At 43.1% G+C, this 17,917-nt stretch carries 25 protein-coding genes; 2 read left to right on the plus strand and 23 right to left on the minus strand.

Features of this window, described 5'->3' with window-relative positions:
- The first annotated feature begins 210 nt into the window (after positions 1-210).
- Positions 211-984: a hypothetical protein gene (locus FX988_RS08480; RefSeq protein WP_160179216.1), complete on the plus strand. Its 774-nt coding sequence runs from the start codon at positions 211-213 to the stop codon at positions 982-984.
- Positions 985-1,056: 72 nt separating this feature from the next.
- On the opposite strand, the gene rplQ is transcribed toward FX988_RS08480, so the two are convergent.
- The 19 genes from rplQ to FX988_RS08575 form a co-directional block, all read right to left on the minus strand.
- Complete coding sequence (gene rplQ, locus FX988_RS08485; RefSeq protein ID WP_160179217.1) at positions 1,057-1,458, minus strand: 50S ribosomal protein L17; 402 nt, start codon at positions 1,456-1,458, stop codon at positions 1,057-1,059.
- 37 nt (positions 1,459-1,495) lie between these two features.
- Entirely contained in the window at positions 1,496-2,485 is a 990-nt protein-coding gene (locus FX988_RS08490; RefSeq protein WP_007989285.1) for a DNA-directed RNA polymerase subunit alpha, read from the minus strand.
- Between the two features lie 22 nt (positions 2,486-2,507).
- Positions 2,508-3,128, minus strand: coding sequence for a 30S ribosomal protein S4 (rpsD, locus tag FX988_RS08495; RefSeq protein ID WP_006990559.1), 621 nt, complete (start codon positions 3,126-3,128; stop codon positions 2,508-2,510).
- Positions 3,129-3,152: 24 nt separating this feature from the next.
- Positions 3,153-3,545, minus strand: coding sequence for a 30S ribosomal protein S11 (gene rpsK, locus FX988_RS08500; RefSeq protein ID WP_006990560.1), 393 nt, complete (start codon positions 3,543-3,545; stop codon positions 3,153-3,155).
- 12 nt (positions 3,546-3,557) lie between these two features.
- Complete coding sequence (gene rpsM / locus FX988_RS08505; protein ID WP_006990561.1) at positions 3,558-3,914, minus strand: 30S ribosomal protein S13; 357 nt, start codon at positions 3,912-3,914, stop codon at positions 3,558-3,560.
- Positions 3,915-4,039: 125 nt separating this feature from the next.
- Positions 4,040-4,156: a 50S ribosomal protein L36 gene (gene rpmJ, locus FX988_RS08510; RefSeq protein ID WP_007104309.1), complete on the minus strand. Its 117-nt coding sequence runs from the start codon at positions 4,154-4,156 to the stop codon at positions 4,040-4,042.
- A gap of 24 nt (positions 4,157-4,180) precedes the next feature.
- Positions 4,181-5,500, minus strand: a complete 1,320-nt coding sequence (gene secY, locus FX988_RS08515; protein ID WP_006990562.1) for a preprotein translocase subunit SecY — start codon at positions 5,498-5,500, stop codon at positions 4,181-4,183.
- Positions 5,501-5,505: 5 nt separating this feature from the next.
- Complete coding sequence (gene rplO, locus FX988_RS08520) at positions 5,506-5,940, minus strand: 50S ribosomal protein L15 (RefSeq protein ID WP_007989298.1); 435 nt, start codon at positions 5,938-5,940, stop codon at positions 5,506-5,508.
- Between the two features lie 3 nt (positions 5,941-5,943).
- Positions 5,944-6,126 carry a 50S ribosomal protein L30 gene (rpmD, locus tag FX988_RS08525; RefSeq protein WP_006990564.1) on the minus strand — a complete coding sequence of 61 codons (183 nt, stop codon included), beginning with the start codon at positions 6,124-6,126 and terminating at the stop codon, positions 5,944-5,946.
- Positions 6,127-6,132: 6 nt separating this feature from the next.
- A complete protein-coding gene (gene rpsE / locus FX988_RS08530; RefSeq protein ID WP_006990565.1) occupies positions 6,133-6,636 on the minus strand; it encodes a 30S ribosomal protein S5 in 504 nt (167 codons plus the stop codon).
- Between the two features lie 9 nt (positions 6,637-6,645).
- The gene (rplR, locus tag FX988_RS08535; protein WP_006990566.1) at positions 6,646-6,999 is read right to left on the minus strand and encodes a 50S ribosomal protein L18; all 354 of its coding nucleotides are present in this window, start codon (positions 6,997-6,999) and stop codon (positions 6,646-6,648) included.
- A 12-nt stretch (positions 7,000-7,011) separates the two neighbouring features.
- Entirely contained in the window at positions 7,012-7,545 is a 534-nt protein-coding gene (gene rplF, locus FX988_RS08540; protein ID WP_160179218.1) for a 50S ribosomal protein L6, read from the minus strand.
- 10 nt (positions 7,546-7,555) lie between these two features.
- A complete protein-coding gene (gene rpsH / locus FX988_RS08545) occupies positions 7,556-7,948 on the minus strand; it encodes a 30S ribosomal protein S8 (protein ID WP_160179219.1) in 393 nt (130 codons plus the stop codon).
- Positions 7,949-7,960: 12 nt separating this feature from the next.
- Positions 7,961-8,266 carry a 30S ribosomal protein S14 gene (gene rpsN / locus FX988_RS08550; RefSeq protein ID WP_006990569.1) on the minus strand — a complete coding sequence of 102 codons (306 nt, stop codon included), beginning with the start codon at positions 8,264-8,266 and terminating at the stop codon, positions 7,961-7,963.
- Between the two features lie 10 nt (positions 8,267-8,276).
- A complete protein-coding gene (rplE, locus tag FX988_RS08555; protein ID WP_006990570.1) occupies positions 8,277-8,816 on the minus strand; it encodes a 50S ribosomal protein L5 in 540 nt (179 codons plus the stop codon).
- A gap of 15 nt (positions 8,817-8,831) precedes the next feature.
- The gene (rplX, locus tag FX988_RS08560; RefSeq protein ID WP_160179220.1) at positions 8,832-9,146 is read right to left on the minus strand and encodes a 50S ribosomal protein L24; all 315 of its coding nucleotides are present in this window, start codon (positions 9,144-9,146) and stop codon (positions 8,832-8,834) included.
- Positions 9,147-9,158: 12 nt separating this feature from the next.
- On the minus strand, positions 9,159-9,524 hold the full coding sequence (gene rplN / locus FX988_RS08565; protein ID WP_006990572.1) for a 50S ribosomal protein L14: 366 nt from the start codon (positions 9,522-9,524) through the stop codon (positions 9,159-9,161).
- Between the two features lie 528 nt (positions 9,525-10,052).
- Positions 10,053-11,693 (minus strand): AMP-binding protein, encoded by a 1,641-nt coding sequence (locus tag FX988_RS08570; RefSeq protein WP_160179221.1) that lies wholly within the window; start codon positions 11,691-11,693, stop codon positions 10,053-10,055.
- Between the two features lie 166 nt (positions 11,694-11,859).
- On the minus strand, positions 11,860-12,759 hold the full coding sequence (locus FX988_RS08575; protein ID WP_160179222.1) for a LysR substrate-binding domain-containing protein: 900 nt from the start codon (positions 12,757-12,759) through the stop codon (positions 11,860-11,862).
- Between the two features lie 106 nt (positions 12,760-12,865).
- Here FX988_RS08575 and FX988_RS08580 point away from each other — a divergent pair, with 106 nt between their 5' ends.
- Entirely contained in the window at positions 12,866-13,201 is a 336-nt protein-coding gene (locus FX988_RS08580; protein WP_160179223.1) for a hypothetical protein, read from the plus strand.
- Between the two features lie 67 nt (positions 13,202-13,268).
- Here FX988_RS08580 and rlmB read toward each other — a convergent pair whose 3' ends face one another.
- The 4 genes from rlmB to FX988_RS08600 all read right to left on the minus strand — a co-directional run bounded on the left by rlmB (position 13,269) and on the right by FX988_RS08600 (position 17,582).
- Positions 13,269-14,009, minus strand: a complete 741-nt coding sequence (rlmB, locus tag FX988_RS08585) for a 23S rRNA (guanosine(2251)-2'-O)-methyltransferase RlmB (RefSeq protein WP_160179224.1) — start codon at positions 14,007-14,009, stop codon at positions 13,269-13,271.
- A 2-nt stretch (positions 14,010-14,011) separates the two neighbouring features.
- The gene (gene rnr, locus FX988_RS08590; RefSeq protein WP_160179225.1) at positions 14,012-16,444 is read right to left on the minus strand and encodes a ribonuclease R; all 2,433 of its coding nucleotides are present in this window, start codon (positions 16,442-16,444) and stop codon (positions 14,012-14,014) included.
- Between the two features lie 139 nt (positions 16,445-16,583).
- Positions 16,584-17,237, minus strand: a complete 654-nt coding sequence (locus FX988_RS08595; RefSeq protein WP_160179226.1) for a tetratricopeptide repeat protein — start codon at positions 17,235-17,237, stop codon at positions 16,584-16,586.
- 111 nt (positions 17,238-17,348) lie between these two features.
- Positions 17,349-17,582 (minus strand): TIGR02647 family protein, encoded by a 234-nt coding sequence (locus FX988_RS08600; protein ID WP_007989315.1) that lies wholly within the window; start codon positions 17,580-17,582, stop codon positions 17,349-17,351.
- Positions 17,583-17,917: the final 335 nt, after the last annotated feature.

Consider the following 17,917-nt stretch of genomic DNA (forward strand, 5'->3'; position numbering starts at 1 on the left):
GAGATGCGCATTATAGAGATCCAAAGTTTGATCGCAAGTGTTTATTTCGAAAAAGTGCAATAAAACTGAAATACTCATTAAAGAGAATAATATTTGAACAAAACTTGCTCTTTACTGTCTATTTAGTAAATTTGTTGTTAAGTTTAGACTCTTAAGTGGCACGGATGTCATTACGTTGAAGTTAGTTTTAGCTACTGGATATCTGAAAGAATGAGAAAAATAATAAGAATAGCGATTATCACGAGCCTAGTCTCTGCTGCTTGTACTGTAAACGCTCAAGAAAATACCGAAACAAATGATAACCACGCGACAAGTTCATTTGTAAAACGCCAAGTTGCACAAAACATGTCTATCGGTCGCGCAGTTAAAAGCATCGCCAGCAATTACCCTCAAGAAACATCCAGTGTAGTTAGCACTGCACTAGATATGTATCCCGATAAATATCAAGAAATTATTCATGCTGCAATCTCTGCACAACCAATGCTTACTGAAGACATTGTCAAAATTGCATTAGATAAAGAAATTGCAAGCTGCACCGCAATTGTTAAAACAGCAATAAACGCTGAACCAAGTTATGTAGACTTTGTAGTGACAGCTGCTGCAAACTCAACGCCCGAAGAGCTTAATGAGATTGTTAGAGTGGCAGTTATTACGGAGCCTGATTCAGCTGACTTTATCGTTCAGTCATTGGCTCAGCAACATCCTAATAAAATAGTAGAGATATTGGGTTCTGCAATTGGTGCGGTACCTCTAGTGGGAGAGTACGTAGTTGAGGCATTACTTGCCGTATTTCCTAATGATGCAGAAAGTGTAGTAAGCACTGCCGTTAGAGAGTCTGGCGCACAAAGAGATAACGTGAAACGCATTATTGAAACGGCACAAAACTTTGGGCTTGACGAAGAGAATATATATAAGTATGCAAAAGAAGGTGGAGCGACAGATGAAGAGATCACTGCAGCCTTAAGGGAAGTTTCCGAAGAATAACCCCTTTCGTATAACTAAATTACAGACATAAAAAAACCGGATTAATATCCGGTTTTTTTATTGTAGGAATTATTATTCCGCTTCAGCTTCTTCAGTCTCAACGACTTCTTCCACTTCAGGGCGGTCTACTAATTCTACATAAGCCATTGGAGCATTATCGCCTGTACGGAAACCACATTTCAAAATGCGAATGTATCCACCAGGACGCTCTTCATAGCGAGGGCCAAGTTCATTAAATAACTTACCTACAACTTCTTTATCACCAGTGCGTGCAAACGCTAAACGACGGTTAGCAACACTGTCTTGCTTAGCAAGTGTGATAAGAGGTTCAATTACGCGACGTAGTTCTTTCGCTTTAGGAAGAGTTGTTTTAATCAACTCACTCTTCACCAATGAGCCAGCCATGTTGCGAAACATCGCTTGACGGTGACTACTATTACGATTTAACTGACGACCACTCTTACGATGGCGCATAGTCCTATCCTTCTTTAAAAATCAGTTTTAAATCTGATTAATCTTTTTCTGCGATGCTTTCTGGTGGCCAGTTCTCTAGGCGCATGCCCAGTGAAAGCCCACGAGAAGCTAGTACATCTTTAATCTCGGTAAGAGATTTTTTACCTAAGTTAGGCGTTTTTAACAACTCAACTTCGGTACGTTGTACTAGATCACCAATATATTGTATTGCTTCTGCTTTAAGGCAGTTAGCTGAACGTACAGTAAGTTCCAAGTCATCAACTGGACGAAGAAGAATCGGATCGAATTCCGGCTTCTCTTCTTTCTCAACAGGTTCTGACATATCACGAAGTTCAACAAATGCGTCTAGTTGCTCAGCCAAAATTGTAGCTGAACGACGAATTGCTTCTTCAGGATCAATAGTACCGTTGGTTTCCATATCGATGATTAACTTGTCTAAATCTGTGCGTTGTTCAACACGAGCAGACTCAACATTGTACGAAATACGTGATATCGGACTAAATGAAGCATCAACCAATAAACGACCAATTGGGCGATCATCTTCTTCAGAAGAGCGACGAGTTGACGCTGGAACGTACCCACGACCCATTTCTACTTTAATACGCATGCTGAGTTCAGCTTCGCCAGTTAAAGTACAAAGAACGTGACTTGGGTTAACGATTTCAACATCACCATCATGCTGGATATCTCCAGCTAATACTGGGCCCGCACCGGACTTCACTAATGTTAGTGTTGCTTCGGTTTTGCCTTCAAGACGTACCGCCAAACCTTTAAGGTTAAGCAATATTTCAATAACGTCTTCTTGAACGCCTTCTTTGGTGCTGTACTCGTGTAATACACCGTCGATTTCAACTTCAGTCACTGCACAACCTGGCATAGATGACAAAAGAATACGACGTAACGCATTACCCAATGTGTGACCAAAACCACGCTCCAACGGCTCTAAAGTGACCTTTGCGCGTGTAGGCGAAACGTTATCAATTTCAACTAACCTTGGTTTTAAGAATTCAGTTACAGAACCCGACATTGTTACCTCTCTTCTTTAAGCTTTACTTAGAGTAAAGTTCGACAATCAACTGTTCGTTTATTTCAGCAGACAAATCAGTTCTTTCAGGAACACGTTTAAATGTGCCTTCCATCTTTTTGCTGTCTACTTCAATCCAAGTTGGTTTCTCACGTTGCTCAGCAAGCTCTAAAGCAGAAACAATACGAGCTTGTTTTTTAGCTTTTTCGCGAACAGAAACAACATCATCAGCAGAAACATTAAAAGAAGGAACGTTAACAACTTGACCATTAACCAAAATTGCTTTGTGGCTAACGAGTTGACGCGCTTCAGAACGAGTGCTTGCAAAACCAATGCGGTAAACAACATTGTCTAAACGTTGCTCTAAAAGTTGCAACAAGTTTTCACCTGTATTGCCTTTTAAGCGTGCCGCTTCTTTATAGTAGTTACGGAATTGCTTTTCAAGAACACCGTACATACGACGAACTTTTTGCTTTTCACGTAATTGAACACCGTAGTCAGACAAACGTCCACGACGTGCGCCGTGTTGACCAGGTGCATTGTCAATTTTACATTTTGATTCGATTGCTCGAACGCCACTCTTAAGGAACAAGTCTGTTCCTTCGCGGCGGCTAAGTTTGAGTTTTGGACCCAAATATCTTGCCATTATCTTTCTCCAACAGTCCGTCGATTAAACGCGACGTTTTTTCGGTGGACGACAACCGTTGTGAGGAATAGGCGTCACATCGGTAATATTAGTGATTTTATAACCAGCAGCATTCAAAGCACGGATAGCAGATTCACGACCTGGACCTGGACCTTTAACGAATACTTCTAGATTTTTCAAACCGTAATCCTGAGCGGCTGTACCAGCACGTTCAGCAGCTACCTGAGCAGCAAAAGGGGTAGATTTACGTGAACCACGGAAACCTGAACCACCAGATGTAGCCCAAGACAAAGCGTTGCCTTGACGATCTGTAATTGTCACTATTGTGTTGTTGAAAGAGGCATGGATATGAGCCATACCGTCAGCAACTTGACGTTTTGCGCGCTTACGCGTGCTTTTAGTAGGAGCTTTAGCCATCTTATTCCCCGCTTACTTTTTAATTGCTTTGCGAGGACCTTTACGGGTACGCGCATTAGTTTTAGTGCGCTGACCACGTAGAGGAAGACTACGACGGTGGCGAATACCACGGAAGCAACCTAGGTCCATCAAACGTTTAATGCTCATTGATACTTCACGACGAAGATCACCTTCGACAGTGAATTTCGCAACTTCGTCACGCAATTTATCAATTTGTGCTTCATCAAGATCTTTGATCTTGGTTGTCTCTGCAACACCAGCAGCTTCACAAATGCTTTGTGCACGTGTAGAGCCAACACCGAAGATCGCGGTTAACGCGATTACAGTGTGCTTGTGCTCAGGGATGTTAATGCCAGCGATACGGGCCATTAACAGTACTCCTCATAGTTTATGTCATCAGCCTAAAAAGCCCGATAGGATACTTACCCGATGACAAAATTGCAAATTAAGGTTTGCGGATACTATCGTATTTAGCAATTCCGCAAACCATACGATTAACCTTGCCTTTGCTTATGCTTAGGGTCAGAACTGCAAATCACACGCACAACACCGTTGCGCTTAATGACTTTACAGTTACGGCAAATCCGCTTGACGGATGCACGAACTTTCATTTCATCACTCCGTAAATCGCTAGCTTAACGGCCGTAGCCCTTAAGGTTAGCTTTCTTAAGAACAGACTCATATTGATGAGACATCAAATGTGTCTGCACTTGCGCCATAAAGTCCATGATAACAACTACCATAATTAGTAGAGAGGTTCCGCCGAAATAAAACGGCACGTTCCAAGCTATCAACATGAATTCAGGCACCAAACAAATAAAGGTTATATAAAGCGCGCCAGCTAGGGTTAAGCGAGTCATTACCTTATCAACGTATCGTGAGGTCTGCTCACCAGGACGAATCCCTGGAACAAACGCACCAGATTTCTTCAAGTTATCTGCTGTTTCGCGAGGATTAAATACCAACGCGGTATAGAAGAAACAAAAGAAGATAATCGCAGCAGCGTAAAACATCACATACAGAGGTTGTCCTGGGGACAACATCAATGCCACTTCTTGTAACCAAGAAAATGACTCATTCTGACCAAACCAATTTGCAATGGTTCCAGGAAACAAAATGATGCTTGACGCGAAAATCGGTGGAATAACACCTGCCATATTTACCTTTAACGGTAAATGCGTACTTTGCGCGGCAAAGACCTTGCGGCCCTGCTGACGTTTGGCGTAGTTAACGACAATACGACGTTGACCACGTTCTACGAAGACTACAAAATACGTGATAGCAATTATTATTACGCCGATAAGTAACAAGAACAATAAGTTCAAATCACCTTGTCGTGCTTGCTCTGCTGTTTGGCCGATGGCCGTAGGCAAACCTGACACGATACCCGCGAAAATCAATATAGAAATACCGTTACCGATACCTCTCTCTGTAATTTGCTCACCTAACCACATTAAAAACATGGTACCGGTAACCAAACTCACAACAGCTGTAAAGTAAAAACCGAACCCAGGATTAATGACCAAACCTGAAATCAGATTAGGTAAATTTGTCGCTATTCCAATCGCTTGGAATGTAGCCAACACCAACGTGAAATAACGTGTGTACTGACTAATTTTACGACGTCCTGCTTCGCCTTCTTTTTTTAGTTCCATCATCGGTGGATGCATAACAGTAAGCAACTGAATGATAATGGAAGCTGTAATGTATGGCATTATACCCAGGGCAAGAACCGAGGCACGCTCAAGAGCACCACCAGAGAACATATTAAACATTTCTACAATGGTACCCTTTTGCTGGTCGAATAATTCAGCCAACACCGCGGCGTCGATACCAGGAATAGGCACATATGAGCCAAGCCTAAACACAATTATCGCACCAAGTACGAACAACAATCTTGATTTAAGCTCACTCAAGCCGCCTTTTGCGCTTGAATTTGATCCTGGTTTAGCCATCTAGCTTATTCCTCTACCTTACCGCCGGCCGCTTCGATTGCTTCGCGCGCGCCTTTTGTAACCTTCAAACCATTGATAGTAACAGCTCGTGAAATTTCACCGCTCTTAAGCACTTTTACAAACAACATTTCTTTCTTAACAAGACCTGCTGCTTTCAAAGTTTCAAGTGAAACCACTTCACCCTCTACCTTAGCAATTTCGCTCAACGTAACTTGGTCAGAAACCATAGACTTACGTGAAGTGAAACCGAACTTAGGTAGACGACGCTGAATTGGCATTTGTCCGCCTTCAAAACCAGGCTTTACAGAACCGCCAGAGCGAGACTTTTGACCTTTGTGACCACGGCCACCAGTTTTACCTAGACCAGAACCCATACCACGTCCAAGACGCTTAATCGATTTTTTTGCTCCTGGTGCAGGAGCAAGAGTATTTAAATGCATCTGTTACTCCTCCACTACTTCAACCATGTAAAATACACGGTTGATCATGCCACGAACAGAAGGGGTATCTTCGAGTTCACGAACATGACCGATGCGACGTAAACCTAGACCGGTAAGAGTTGCCTTATGCTTTGGAAGGCGACCGATAGCGCTTTTGGTTTGCTTAACTTTTATCATCTTAGCCATGTTCAATTACCCCAAAATCTGTGTTACAGACAATCCACGCTTAGCGGCAACTTGGTCAGGCGAAGTCATTTCTGTCAACGCATTGATAGTTGCACGCACAACGTTAATAGGATTGGTTGATCCGTAACATTTTGAAAGTACGTTTTGTACGCCAGCGACTTCAAGTACTGCACGCATTGCACCACCGGCAATGATACCAGTACCTTCTGATGCGGGTTGCATGTAGACTTTAGAGCCTGAATGACGACCTTTAATTGGGTGCTGTAGCGTGTTGCCATTTAGATCAACGTCCACAAGATTGCGGCGCGCTTTTTCCATAGCCTTTTGAATTGCAGCAGGCACTTCACGTGCTTTACCGTAACCAAAACCAACACGACCATTCCCGTCACCTACTACTGTCAAAGCAGTAAAGCTAAAGATGCGACCACCTTTAACTACTTTAGATACACGGTTTACAGCAATTAGTTTTTCTAACAGGTCACCCTGTTGTTGAACTTCTACTTTAGCCATAATTAACTCCTAGAACTGAAGACCTGCTTCACGAGCAGCATCAGCCAATGCCTTAACTCGACCGTGATACTTAAAACCGCTGCGATCGAAAGCAACAGTCTTAATGCCTTTTTCGATAGCTCGTTCTGCAATCGCTTTACCAACTGCTACCGCAGCTTCTGCATTACCCGTTGACTTAACGGTAGTGCGAAGATCTGCTTCAACAGTAGAAGCCGCCGCCAAAACCTGTGAACCGCAAGGAGCGATCAACTGGGCATATATATGGCGTGGTGTGCGGTTAATAACCAAGCGATGCGCGGCCAGTTCACTAATTTTTTTGCGTGCACGTGTAGCGCGACGCAAGCGAGCTGATTTCTTATCCATCGTATCACCTACCTACTTTTTCTTAGCTTCTTTACGACGCACAACTTCATCAGCGTAACGAACACCTTTACCTTTATAAGGCTCTGGCGGACGGTATCCACGGATGTTAGCTGCAACCTGACCTACCAACTGCTTATCGGCGCCTTTAACGACGATTTCAGTTTGACTAGGAGTTTCAACCGAAATACCTTCAGGCATTTCGTATGCTACAGGGTGTGAGAAACCAAGTGTTAAATTTAGTTTTTTACCTTGCGCTGCCGCACGATAACCAACACCATTTAACTGAAGTTTTTTCTCAAAACCTTGAGATACACCAATTACCATTGCATCTAACAAAGAGCGAGCTGTACCAGCTTGAGCCCAACCATTAGCAACACCTTCACGAGGTAATGTTTTAAGTTGGTTTTCTTCTTGAACAACTTCAACTGCATCGTTGAATACACGGCTTAATGTACCGTTTTTACCTTTTACTGTGACTTCTTGCCCAGCGATAGTAACTTCTACGCCAGATAAAACGTCTACAGGAGCTTTTGCTATACGTGACATTTTTATCCCCTTACGCTACGTAGCCGATGATCTCACCACCCATACCCGCTTTACGCGCGGCACGGTCAGTCATCACACCTTTAGAGGTAGAAACGATAGCAACACCTAAACCACCCAATACTTTTGGCAACTCATCTTTTTTCTTATAGATGCGAAGACCAGGGCGACTTACGCGCTCAATGCTTTCAATTACTTTCTTGCCTTCGAAGTACTTAAGCGTCACTTCTAAAACAGGTTTAACGTCACCAGAAACAGCGAAGTCTGTAATATAACCTTCTTCTTTAAGTACGGCTGCAATTGCAACACGTAACTTAGATGAAGGCATAGATACAGAAACTTTGCTAGCCATCTGACCGTTACGAACACGTGTAAACATGTCCGCGATAGGATCTTGCATGCTCATATTAGCTACTCCTTACCAGCTGGCTTTTTTAAGGCCAGGTACTTCACCGCGCATCGCTGCTTCACGCAACTTAATACGGCTAAGACCAAACTTGCGTAGGAAACCATGTGGACGGCCAGTAATACGACAACGATTTTGTTGACGTGTACGAGCTGAATCACGTGGAAGTTGTTGTAGCTTAAGAACAGCGTCCCAACGTTCTTCGTCAGAAGAGTTGACGTTGCTGATAGTTGCTTTAAGTTCAGCTCGTTTAGTAGCGAACTTAGCAACTAGCTTGGCGCGTTTTACTTCGCGCGCTTTCATTGATTCTTTTGCCATAACCCTACCCTTACTTTTTAAATGGGAAACTAAACGCACTAAGAAGTGCATGTGCTTCCGCATCGGTTTCAGCGCTAGTCGTGATAGTAATATCCATACCGCGAATTTTATCTACCTTATCGAAATCGATTTCTGGGAAGATAATTTGCTCACGAACACCCATGCTATAGTTTCCACGGCCGTCAAACGACTTAGGATTCAAGCCACGGAAGTCACGGATACGAGGAATTGCAATTGATACTAAACGTTCAAAGAATTCCCACATACGTTCACCACGTAGGGTTACTTTACAGCCAATCGGATAACCTTCACGGATTTTAAAACCCGCTACAGATTTGCGAGCAACAGTAACAACAGGCTTCTGACCAGCAATTGCTTGCATGTCAGCAGTTGCGTTTTCCAACACCTTTTTGTCTGCTACCGCTTCACCTAAACCCATGTTTAGAGTGATTTTCTCAATCCGAGGGACTTGCATGACGCTTTTGTAGTTGAACTGCTTCGCAAGTTCCGCTACTACTGTTTCTTTATAGAAATCATGCAGTTTCGCCATCGTACTCTCCAATTATTAAACCAGTTCACCGTCAGATTTGAAGAAACGAACTTTTTTGTCGTCTTCAAAACGGAAACCTACGCGATCTGCTTTACCCGTTTTAGGGTTAACAATCGCTACATTTGACACGTGAATTGATGCTTCTTTCTCAATAACACCACCAGTAACGCCCAATTGAGGGTTAGGTTTCTGATGCTTCTTCACCAAGTTCACACCTTCAACGATTAAGCGGTCAGCCGCTGGAAGAACTTTAAGCACTTTGCCTTGTTTTCCTTTGTCTTTACCTGCCAAAACGATGATTTCATCATCACGACGAATTTTTCTAGCCATTATCGTGACTCCTTATAGTACCTCAGGGGCCAGTGAGACGATTTTCATGTTATTAACACGAAGCTCACGAGTGACCGGGCCAAAGATACGCGTACCAATTGGTTGCTTGTTTGCGTTAAGCAAAACAGCTGCGTTGTTATCAAAACGGATCGAAGATCCATCAGAACGACGAACGCCTTTTCTAGTACGCACCACCACTGCAGTTAGCACATCACCTTTTTTTACTTTACCGCGAGGAATTGCTTCTTTAACGGTAACTTTAATGATGTCGCCAATATGTGCATAACGGCGATGCGAGCCACCAAGAACCTTAATACACTGAACCCTGCGAGCACCCGAGTTATCGGCTACATCCAGGTTAGTTTGCATTTGGATCATGTTAGTGCTCCGCTGTTAGTTAAGACTCTCACGAGTCGTACTGTTTACTAAAAAACCAGCGTTATTGCTGACTTTTTATACATACCCCTATTAAAAGGGCGCGAAATACTAACAGAAAATGTACAGTGGCGATAGTCGAATTTGCAAAAAAGTAGTGTCAAAGCCAAGTTATTTTTCAGTCACGGTTAAATAACAATTAAATATCATTGAAAACAAAGAGTTAGCTAAACCCAATCGATTTTAAAATAATGTACTAATAGGGAAGAATGCAGCTTAATAGCAAGAGACCGCTAGAGCGAATAAATGGCGCTGGTTTACGCGATGAATTTCTGAATTTATCTTGATAATATTGAAGCGTGATTTTTAGGAGAGTGTTTTAATACCGATACCCCTGAAGTGATAACCTCAACGTGCTCATTTGTATATCCCCTTTTAACACGAAAGCTATGCTAAAAGACCCAGTTACCGCTTCACGTTAAAAAAGGGAAGGAACGCACGCCCCACTGCCGTGAGGCGAATTCAAATCGGTTAGCTCTGGTATATCAGCTTTCCCTTCTGTGTGTCATTTATTAACGCATCATACTTTTCTTCCAATAAGTGACGCTTGATTTTAAGGGTTGGAGTCAGAAGGCCGTTATCGACAGTCCAATCATCTTTCATGATCACAAACCGGTCTAGCACTGCGTGACTTTCTAAACCACTATTAACCGACTCCAACGTTGCCAGCAGACTCTTTTCAATTTTATCTTCGTCTTGTTTTGCCGCATCTTCAGACAACACAATTAACGCGATAGGTTGCTTTAACTGCGATCCTGTAACACACACCTGCTCAACAGAAGAATTTCCCATAATCAGCGCTTCGATGGGCACAGGGGCGATATATTTTCCTTTGGCAGTTTTGAATATTTCTTTTAATCGCCCTGTAATTTTCACATAGCCATCACTGTCTATCTCACCTTTATCACCTGTTCTTAGATAGCCATCATCAGTGAATGTTTCAGCGGTTTTATCTGGCTCCAAATAGTATTCTTGCATATTACAAGGCCCTTTTACTTGGATCTCGCCTTCATCACCAATTCGAATGTCTACACCTTCATAGGCACGACCGATACTACCAATTTTGTCTTCTCTAAAGGGCACACAACAGGTGCCGTAGGCACTGTTCTCTGTCATGCCCCAGCCTTCCGATATTTTCACCCCAATGTTTAAGAACCATTTTAACGTGGCTGGCGATATTGGCGCTGAACCACTGGCACACATGCGCGCTTTGTCTAAGCCAAGTTTCGTTCTAATTTTACCCGCTACAATATTGCCAATAAACGGTATCTTCAGAAGAAAATCGAGTTTCTTCTGAGGCATGTTTGCTAATACGCCCATTTGGAATCTTGTCCAAAGTCGCGGTACGGATATAAAGAGCGTTGGTCGTAAATGGCAAATATCGCGATTAAAGGTATCAAGTGACTCAATAAAACCGATCTGGGTATTTGCATAAAAGCTAGCCATCTCAACAAGTACACGCTCAGTAATATGTGCTAACGGTAGATAACTCAATATGCGGTCATCTGCCCCCACATTCAATTCGTTTTTAGAGTTGCTTGCTGCCCAACTAATGGAATTATAAGTGTGCACTACACCTTTGGGATTGCCCGTACTCCCTGAGGTATAAATAATCGTCATGGTACTGTCTAATTCAGGTACTGGGCGCTCCATATAGGGCTCATTTGCCATTAGGCTGTCCCAATCCTGGTCTGCTTCAATGCCCGGATAAGGGAAGGCTAATTTAGTCACGCCCTCAGGGATCGCCGCCACTTGCTCTGCGGTATCATCTAATTTACCAACAAAAATAACCGGGCAAGATGCATGATTTAAAACGTACTGAATCGTTTTTTCGCCTGCAGTAGAATATATCGGAACTGACACATGCCCCGCTAACATAATGGCTAGATCAGTAATAAACCATTCAGCACAATTTTTTGATAATAAGGCGATGTGACTGCCTGCGGGTAAATTAAGTGCTATTAACCCTGCTGCAACGCGGCGCACTTTGTCTGCCGTTTGTGCCCAAGTATAACTAATCACCGCACCATTAATCGGTTGCTTTAAGTATACCTTCTGAGGTGTTGAATCTTCCCAGTGGTACATCATTTCTAAGGGCGTTTGTAACGACATTTCATCTCCAGTACACTTTTCTACATTCTGATAACAATGTTATAACGATTGAAGTGACACAGGTCAAACAACTATAAGACTTCAGCATTTATTTCGCGTATCAATGTAAATAAAGCAAATTAATACAGCTCACTTTATAGACAAAGTGGCCTACTTTTGTGCTAACTCAGTTTGGATTTGTGATTTGGCCAAATTGTTCGACGACCCAACGCGTAAATTTCTGAACTTTTAAACGGGAAAAATGAGAAGGTGGTGCAACCAAATAATAAGCGTATTGACAGGGGAAACTGAAGTCAAACAACCGGACTAATTGCCCTTTTTCTAGTTGTTCGTAAATCAAACTGTTGCGGATCATCGCAAAACCTTGCCCCGCTAATGCGGCTTCAATGATGGTGACACTAGAGTCATCTACTTGGAGCGAGGTTAATCCTTGCCCTATAGGGAGGCCGTGCAGCTCATAGAATTTATTCCACGCCACCATAATATCACTGCTTTTTTCTTTTAGTGTCGGTAAGTTGAGCAGATGTTTTGGGCTTAGCGCTTTCTCCTTTAAACTAGGGTGACAGACTAAGTACAGCGTGTCTTCCAGCAACTTTTGACTTTCTAAATTTGGATAAGTCCCCTTACCGAAGCGTATCGCTACATCAATATCATTTGCTTCAAAATCTAATAGGGTATTTGTCGGCTGTATTTTAACATTCATATTTGGATGTAATGCTTGGAACTTCGATAACCGAGGAACCAACCACCGTATTGACAAAGACTCAGTGGCTGTGATGGTTAAGCTATTAGGCTGCTCATCTGCTGCTACGCTGTCTACTCCGTTTAAGAATGATGTGAAACCTGACGCCACATATGGCGCTAGCCTTTGTCCCGCAGGGGTAAGAGAGACACTTCGATGGCCTCTTATAAATAATGGGCAACCTAAGAACGCTTCTAAGGTTTTTATATGTTGACTAATAGCTGCCTGGGTCACAAAAAGTTGATCTGCTGCTTCTTTGAAGCTCAATGTCTGCGCCGCAACAGAAAAATAACGTAAAGCATTTAAAGGAGGTAATTTACGCACCTGCACATCTCGATTAAGTTTTACTTAACTGTAGTTTAGTTTTGCTCGTTTGTCAGGCCCCTCTTCACCCTCTATCTTAAAGGCCATTAACAACGAGGAGAACTACATGTTTACCAATCTAGAGAACACCCTTCGACTTACCCTATTAATGCTATTTACCTTACTCATGAGTCACAGCAGCTATGCCGTTCAGCCATTAGAAAAACTATACACTCTACCTGGTTACCCTTATGAACCCTTGGTGAGGCGCGCAGAAAGAGTCGCGATTGCATTCAAACAGGAAGGAAATATGGTTCGTTGCCGCACGGAAATTAGTCAGCACGATACACACTGGACAGGCAAACCGCGACTCGTAGGCCAGGAAGCCTTTAATGAAGCACCATTACGCTCTTGCTTAAACAGAAGTGATGCGAAGAAACTGTTGAAGAAATCATATCAATAAGAAGGATGCGCAGAGTTAGATTTATAAAAACGCTGCGCATGAATTAACTAAAACGTGTAAAAATTTACTATAACGCCCGCTGGCGCACTATTTCATATAGGCAAATGCCTGTTGCGACGGATACATTCAAGCTTGATACAGAGCCCGCCATTGGCAGCTTAATAAGCTCGTCACAGTGTTCTCGGGTGAGTCTGCGCATTCCTTTCCCTTCAGCCCCCATCACTAAGGCGATTGGCCCTTGCATTTTACACTGGTAAATACTTTGGGTTGCTTCCCCTGCGGTCCCTACCACCCATACGCCAGCGTCCTTAATTTCGCGCAAAGTACGTGCAAGGTTAGTAACCTGAATAAGCGGGATAAGATCTGCTGCCCCACATGCAACTTTTCGAACCACAGGTGTTAAGGCAACCGAGTTATCTTTGGGTACCACAATGGCATCAATTCCTGCAGCATCGGCAGTACGCAAGCATGCACCTAAATTATGCGGATCGGTTACGCCATCTAGTACGAGTAAAAAGGGTGTCGCGCTTTTCTGGATGATGTCATCTAAGTCATTTTCGTTAAACTGTTTGCCGGGTTTGGCTTTTGCCACTACACCTTGATGTTGCTCACCATTGACTTTGTCGTCTAACGTTTTGCGCTGACAAAACTGCACTGCAATACCAAACTTACGCGCATGATTAATAATAGTGTTGATAGGTTTATCATCTCGGCCTTTAAGCACAAACAGCTCAATTAATCTCTCAGGTTCGCGCTCTATAACAGCTTCTAATGCGTGAATTCCATACAACCACTCATGTTGAGCCATGTTTACTTCTTCCTCTTATTTGACGATGAGCGGCGTGGCTTCGAAGCAGGTTTAGAGGCTGTACCGCCTTTATTACTCGAACGACGCGTGCGCGGTTTCTTTTTGTTTGCGCCAGCTTTGTCGCTGTCACTTGCTGCTTTAGCACCGGCTTTTGATACTGGGCTTTCTTTACCTGAGGTATTTTTGGTTGCGTCTTTTTTAGTTGAAGTCGATTTTTTTGCTGCGCGCTTTCTTCCTCTAGGTTTAGGCGGAGCCTTGGCTAACACAAAATCAATTTTTCGTTCATCTAAATTCACCCCTGCCACTTTGACTTCAAGCGGATCACCAAGGCGATAAACAATACCGGAATTTTCACCCACTAAATGCTGCTTGGTTTCGTCAAACTGATAAAAATCGTTATCTAATGCAGAGATGTGCACTAACCCATCAATATGAAATTCAGTCAGACGTACGAAGAAGCCAAAACTGGTGACGGATGCAATAACCCCATCAAATGTATCCCCAACATGGTCGAGCATAAATTCGCACTTGAGCCAGTCTGATACGTCTCGCGTTGCATCATCAGCCCGTCGCTCTGTCATTGAGCATTGCTCCCCTAGAGCATCCACTTCTTCTTCTGTGTACGCTTTCCCCCCAGTTTTACTTTTTCGTTGCTGTTTTTTATCAATCGTGGCTTTTAAAGCACGATGTACCACGAGATCAGGATAGCGGCGAATAGGCGAAGTAAAGTGCGCATAGGCATCAAGCGCTAAACCAAAATGACCAATATTTTCGTGACTATATACAGCTTGTTTCATCGAACGAAGCAGCATAGTTTGAATAAGCTCTTGATCCGCTCTCCCCTGAATTTTACTGATCACCTCGGTGAATTCTTGCGGAGACGCGTCCTTGCTGATGTGGTGCGTGATGCCCACTTCAGCTAGATAAGACAAAAATGCGCTCAATCTATCAGAGTCTGGCTCGTCATGAATGCGATATAATGCTTCAGCCTTTTGCTTACTTAAGGTTTTTGCCGCCGCTACGTTGGCTAAAATCATACACTCTTCGATCAATTTGTGAGCATCATTACGCGTGACAGGCACAATGGTGTCTATTTTACGCTGAGCATTAAACACAAACTTACTTTCTTGCGTTTCAAATTCAATGGCACCGCGCTGATTGCGTCTACGTTTTAATGTACGGTACATATCATGTAGATTTTTAAGATGGGGAACCTGCTCCGCGTAACGCTTATGCAATTCAGGGTTTGCTTGTCCCTCATCTTTCAATAAATCCCACACTTTGGTGTAGGTAAGGCGTGCTTTGGAGTTCATTACCGCTTCATAGAACTGATGCTCTGCTAGCTCCCCGTTTGCGCTAATGGTCATTTCACAGACCATACATAAACGGTCGACCTGCGGGTTCAAAGAGCATAAACCATTGGATAGCACTTCGGGCAGCATGGGGATAACTTGCTCAGGGAAGTATACTGAGTTACCGCGGTTTTGCGCTTCGCTATCTAGTGCGGTGCCAGGTCTGACGTAATAACTCACATCCGCAATTGCAACCCATAATTGCCAGCCACCGTCTTCTAATGGTTCGCAAAAAACTGCGTCATCAAAATCGCGGGCATCCTCACCGTCAATGGTAACCAAGGGCAGTTGGCGTAGATCAATTCTATTTTCTTTGGCTTCTTCAGGTACGTGTTCGGTCAGAGCGGAAATTTGCTTAGTGACACCTTTGGGCCAAACATGAGGAATATCGAATGTGCGCAGGGCCATGTCGATTTCCATACCTGGCGCCATATGTTCACCCAATACTTCTAACACTTTACCGATCGCGTTAACTCGGCGCCTTGGACGTTGAACAATCTCTACTACCACGATAAAACCTTGACGAGCGCCGTTTACGTATTCGCCTGGAATAGTAATTTCGTGATTAATACGGCTATCATCCGGTATGACTAATCCCACGCCGTTTTCAAAAAAGTAGCGGCCCACAATAGGCTCGCTACGTGGCTCGATGATTTTCGCGATGCGGGCTTCTCTACGACCTCTGTTGTCAGTGCCGCTTTCTTTAACCAACACTACATCACCATGCAGCACGGTAGACATTTGGGCGTTATGAATAAATAGGTCTTTTTCCCCATCATCGCGCTTTAAAAAACCAAACCCATCTCTGTGGCCAATCACACGCCCTTGAATCAGCTCTTCTAATTTAAGCTTGGCGTATTTTTTATCACGATTGAATTCGATTTGCCCTTCGCGCTCCATTGCCCGCAAACGACGTTGAATACCGATACGACTATCTTCATCTTCTGCGTTTAATAGGTGACAAAATTCAAGAAAGGATAACGGTTTTTTGGCTTTAGTCAGTAATTCGAGCAGATATTCTCGGCTCGCTACCGGATTTTCGTATTTTTCTTTCTCGCGCTGGTAAAAGGGATCGTCGCTCATATAAGTGATGGCGTTTCCAAGTTAGGTAAATGTTGTGCCTAGTATAACGAAGCTGACGCAATTAAAAACGCTTAATTGACAACGATAAAGCCCAACTTGCAATGCATTGAATAAAGTGATGACTTTAAAAAGGAATGACTTAAGACTCTAAAGGCCGTTTTGCTTTACGAACCGCCTTCGGGTGCATCAGTTTTTCGAGTTCAGATAAACAGTGGGCTATTTTTTGGTGCGTCTGCTTATCGTTGGTCACGGCATTATATAACCAGTGATATGCATCTTCATAATCATAGGGGCTACCGTAACCGTCGAGAAACAATTCGACCAATTCAATTTGTGCCTTTTGATTGCCCAACATGGATGCTTCACGTAAAAAGACCACCGCTCGTTCTTTATCCTGTTGTACTAGCTTACCTTTTGAATAGTACCGACCAAGTTGTTCCAAGCCTTCAGGTAAACCTTGATCAGCGGCTTGACGCATAAAGTTAACACCACGCTCGGGTTCAGCATCTACGCAAACGCCCCAAGCAAGCATGTCACCCCATAAAAATTGATAGGCAGGTATTTTTAAGGTCTGTGCTCTGGCTTCTATGTCTTGCACTAACTGACAGTCATCTAAAACAACGCGACTTAAATGTTCATTGCGATGAATTAAACGCAATAGCTCATCTTGAGAATATAGCTGGACGGCTTTGAGCTCTTCTGCCGCAAAACTAACAGAAGCCCCTACTGTGATTAAACTTAAACAACCAGTAAACAGGCCTAGATTGAACAATTTAGAGAATGACATTTTCATAGTGATATCTATTTACCAAGACATATAAGGTTTTATCGGCAGCAATTTGAATTGGTAAACCCTTAACTGCCGAATGTATTTCCTATACTCAAGTCAGAATAGAGTTACCCGTTAACTTGCCAACGCAGACTGCACCACTTGTGCATGTTCAATCAAATCGTGACCAAGATCGGTCAAGTAGCCGCCATCTGGCAAGGTCACTATGCCTTTTTCAAATAAGCGCTTAGCGGCATCAATGAGTTCAGGCTCTGCGTCATGATGTATTTTCAAGCCTTGCATCAAGCTAGTAGTGGGAAACTTCAATAGTAAATTAAACTCGTTAACCATTTCGTTCGTAAGTGACATTGGCAATCCTCGATGATGATTATTGTGTGGTAAAGACAATCCATTCGGGTTTTCTCAGCTTACTTAAACCAAGCATATACACACCAAGTTTGAAGATAAACATCCACTTAACGCGATATAAAAGTATGTCGAGCTAACCCGCTAATTTTACATATCATGCTATGCCAATAAACCACTAGATGTTAATAAAATCAAGCCAAAAACGACAAAGACTGTGTATCAATGTGATATCCAATCAAAGGGAAATAGCTAAAAATAACAAGGTCTAACGATCCATCTCGTAACTTAGCACCGAGCAGTTTATACTCTGGTATGGTAGATTGTTACTTTCAATG

The sequence above is a fragment of the Paraglaciecola mesophila genome, assembly GCF_009906955.1.
In the GTDB taxonomy this organism is placed as follows: Bacteria; Pseudomonadota; Gammaproteobacteria; order Enterobacterales; family Alteromonadaceae; genus Paraglaciecola; species Paraglaciecola mesophila_A.

What these genes read in the sequence shown, in the direction of transcription:
- rpsK (WP_006990560.1), bottom strand. Translation starts at nt 3,545, where the DNA reads ATGGCTAAAGCTCCTACTAAAAGCACGCGTAAGCGCGCAAAACGTCAA.
- rpsM (WP_006990561.1), bottom strand. Translation starts at nt 3,914, where the DNA reads ATGGCCCGTATCGCTGGCATTAACATCCCTGAGCACAAGCACACTGTA.
- secY (WP_006990562.1), bottom strand. Translation starts at nt 5,500, where the DNA reads ATGGCTAAACCAGGATCAAATTCAAGCGCAAAAGGCGGCTTGAGTGAG.
- FX988_RS08480 (WP_160179216.1), top strand. Translation starts at nt 211, where the DNA reads ATGAGAAAAATAATAAGAATAGCGATTATCACGAGCCTAGTCTCTGCT.
- rlmB (WP_160179224.1), bottom strand. Translation starts at nt 14,009, where the DNA reads ATGGCTCAACATGAGTGGTTGTATGGAATTCACGCATTAGAAGCTGTT.
- rplX (WP_160179220.1), bottom strand. Translation starts at nt 9,146, where the DNA reads ATGGCTAGAAAAATTCGTCGTGATGATGAAATCATCGTTTTGGCAGGT.
- rpmD (WP_006990564.1), bottom strand. Translation starts at nt 6,126, where the DNA reads ATGGCTAAGATGATAAAAGTTAAGCAAACCAAAAGCGCTATCGGTCGC.
- rplE (WP_006990570.1), bottom strand. Translation starts at nt 8,816, where the DNA reads ATGGCGAAACTGCATGATTTCTATAAAGAAACAGTAGTAGCGGAACTT.
- FX988_RS08570 (WP_160179221.1), bottom strand. Translation starts at nt 11,693, where the DNA reads ATGTCGTTACAAACGCCCTTAGAAATGATGTACCACTGGGAAGATTCA.
- FX988_RS08595 (WP_160179226.1), bottom strand. Translation starts at nt 17,237, where the DNA reads ATGAAAATGTCATTCTCTAAATTGTTCAATCTAGGCCTGTTTACTGGT.
- rpsE (WP_006990565.1), bottom strand. Translation starts at nt 6,636, where the DNA reads ATGGCTAAAGTAGAAGTTCAACAACAGGGTGACCTGTTAGAAAAACTA.
- rplR (WP_006990566.1), bottom strand. Translation starts at nt 6,999, where the DNA reads ATGGATAAGAAATCAGCTCGCTTGCGTCGCGCTACACGTGCACGCAAA.
- rplO (WP_007989298.1), bottom strand. Translation starts at nt 5,940, where the DNA reads ATGCATTTAAATACTCTTGCTCCTGCACCAGGAGCAAAAAAATCGATT.
- FX988_RS08490 (WP_007989285.1), bottom strand. Translation starts at nt 2,485, where the DNA reads ATGTCGGGTTCTGTAACTGAATTCTTAAAACCAAGGTTAGTTGAAATT.
- rpsD (WP_006990559.1), bottom strand. Translation starts at nt 3,128, where the DNA reads ATGGCAAGATATTTGGGTCCAAAACTCAAACTTAGCCGCCGCGAAGGA.
- rnr (WP_160179225.1), bottom strand. Translation starts at nt 16,444, where the DNA reads ATGAGCGACGATCCCTTTTACCAGCGCGAGAAAGAAAAATACGAAAAT.
- rplN (WP_006990572.1), bottom strand. Translation starts at nt 9,524, where the DNA reads ATGATCCAAATGCAAACTAACCTGGATGTAGCCGATAACTCGGGTGCT.
- FX988_RS08580 (WP_160179223.1), top strand. Translation starts at nt 12,866, where the DNA reads ATGTTTACCAATCTAGAGAACACCCTTCGACTTACCCTATTAATGCTA.
- rplF (WP_160179218.1), bottom strand. Translation starts at nt 7,545, where the DNA reads ATGTCACGTATAGCAAAAGCTCCTGTAGACGTTTTATCTGGCGTAGAA.
- rpsN (WP_006990569.1), bottom strand. Translation starts at nt 8,266, where the DNA reads ATGGCAAAAGAATCAATGAAAGCGCGCGAAGTAAAACGCGCCAAGCTA.
- rplQ (WP_160179217.1), bottom strand. Translation starts at nt 1,458, where the DNA reads ATGCGCCATCGTAAGAGTGGTCGTCAGTTAAATCGTAATAGTAGTCAC.
- FX988_RS08600 (WP_007989315.1), bottom strand. Translation starts at nt 17,582, where the DNA reads ATGTCACTTACGAACGAAATGGTTAACGAGTTTAATTTACTATTGAAG.
- rpsH (WP_160179219.1), bottom strand. Translation starts at nt 7,948, where the DNA reads ATGAGCATGCAAGATCCTATCGCGGACATGTTTACACGTGTTCGTAAC.
- rpmJ (WP_007104309.1), bottom strand. Translation starts at nt 4,156, where the DNA reads ATGAAAGTTCGTGCATCCGTCAAGCGGATTTGCCGTAACTGTAAAGTC.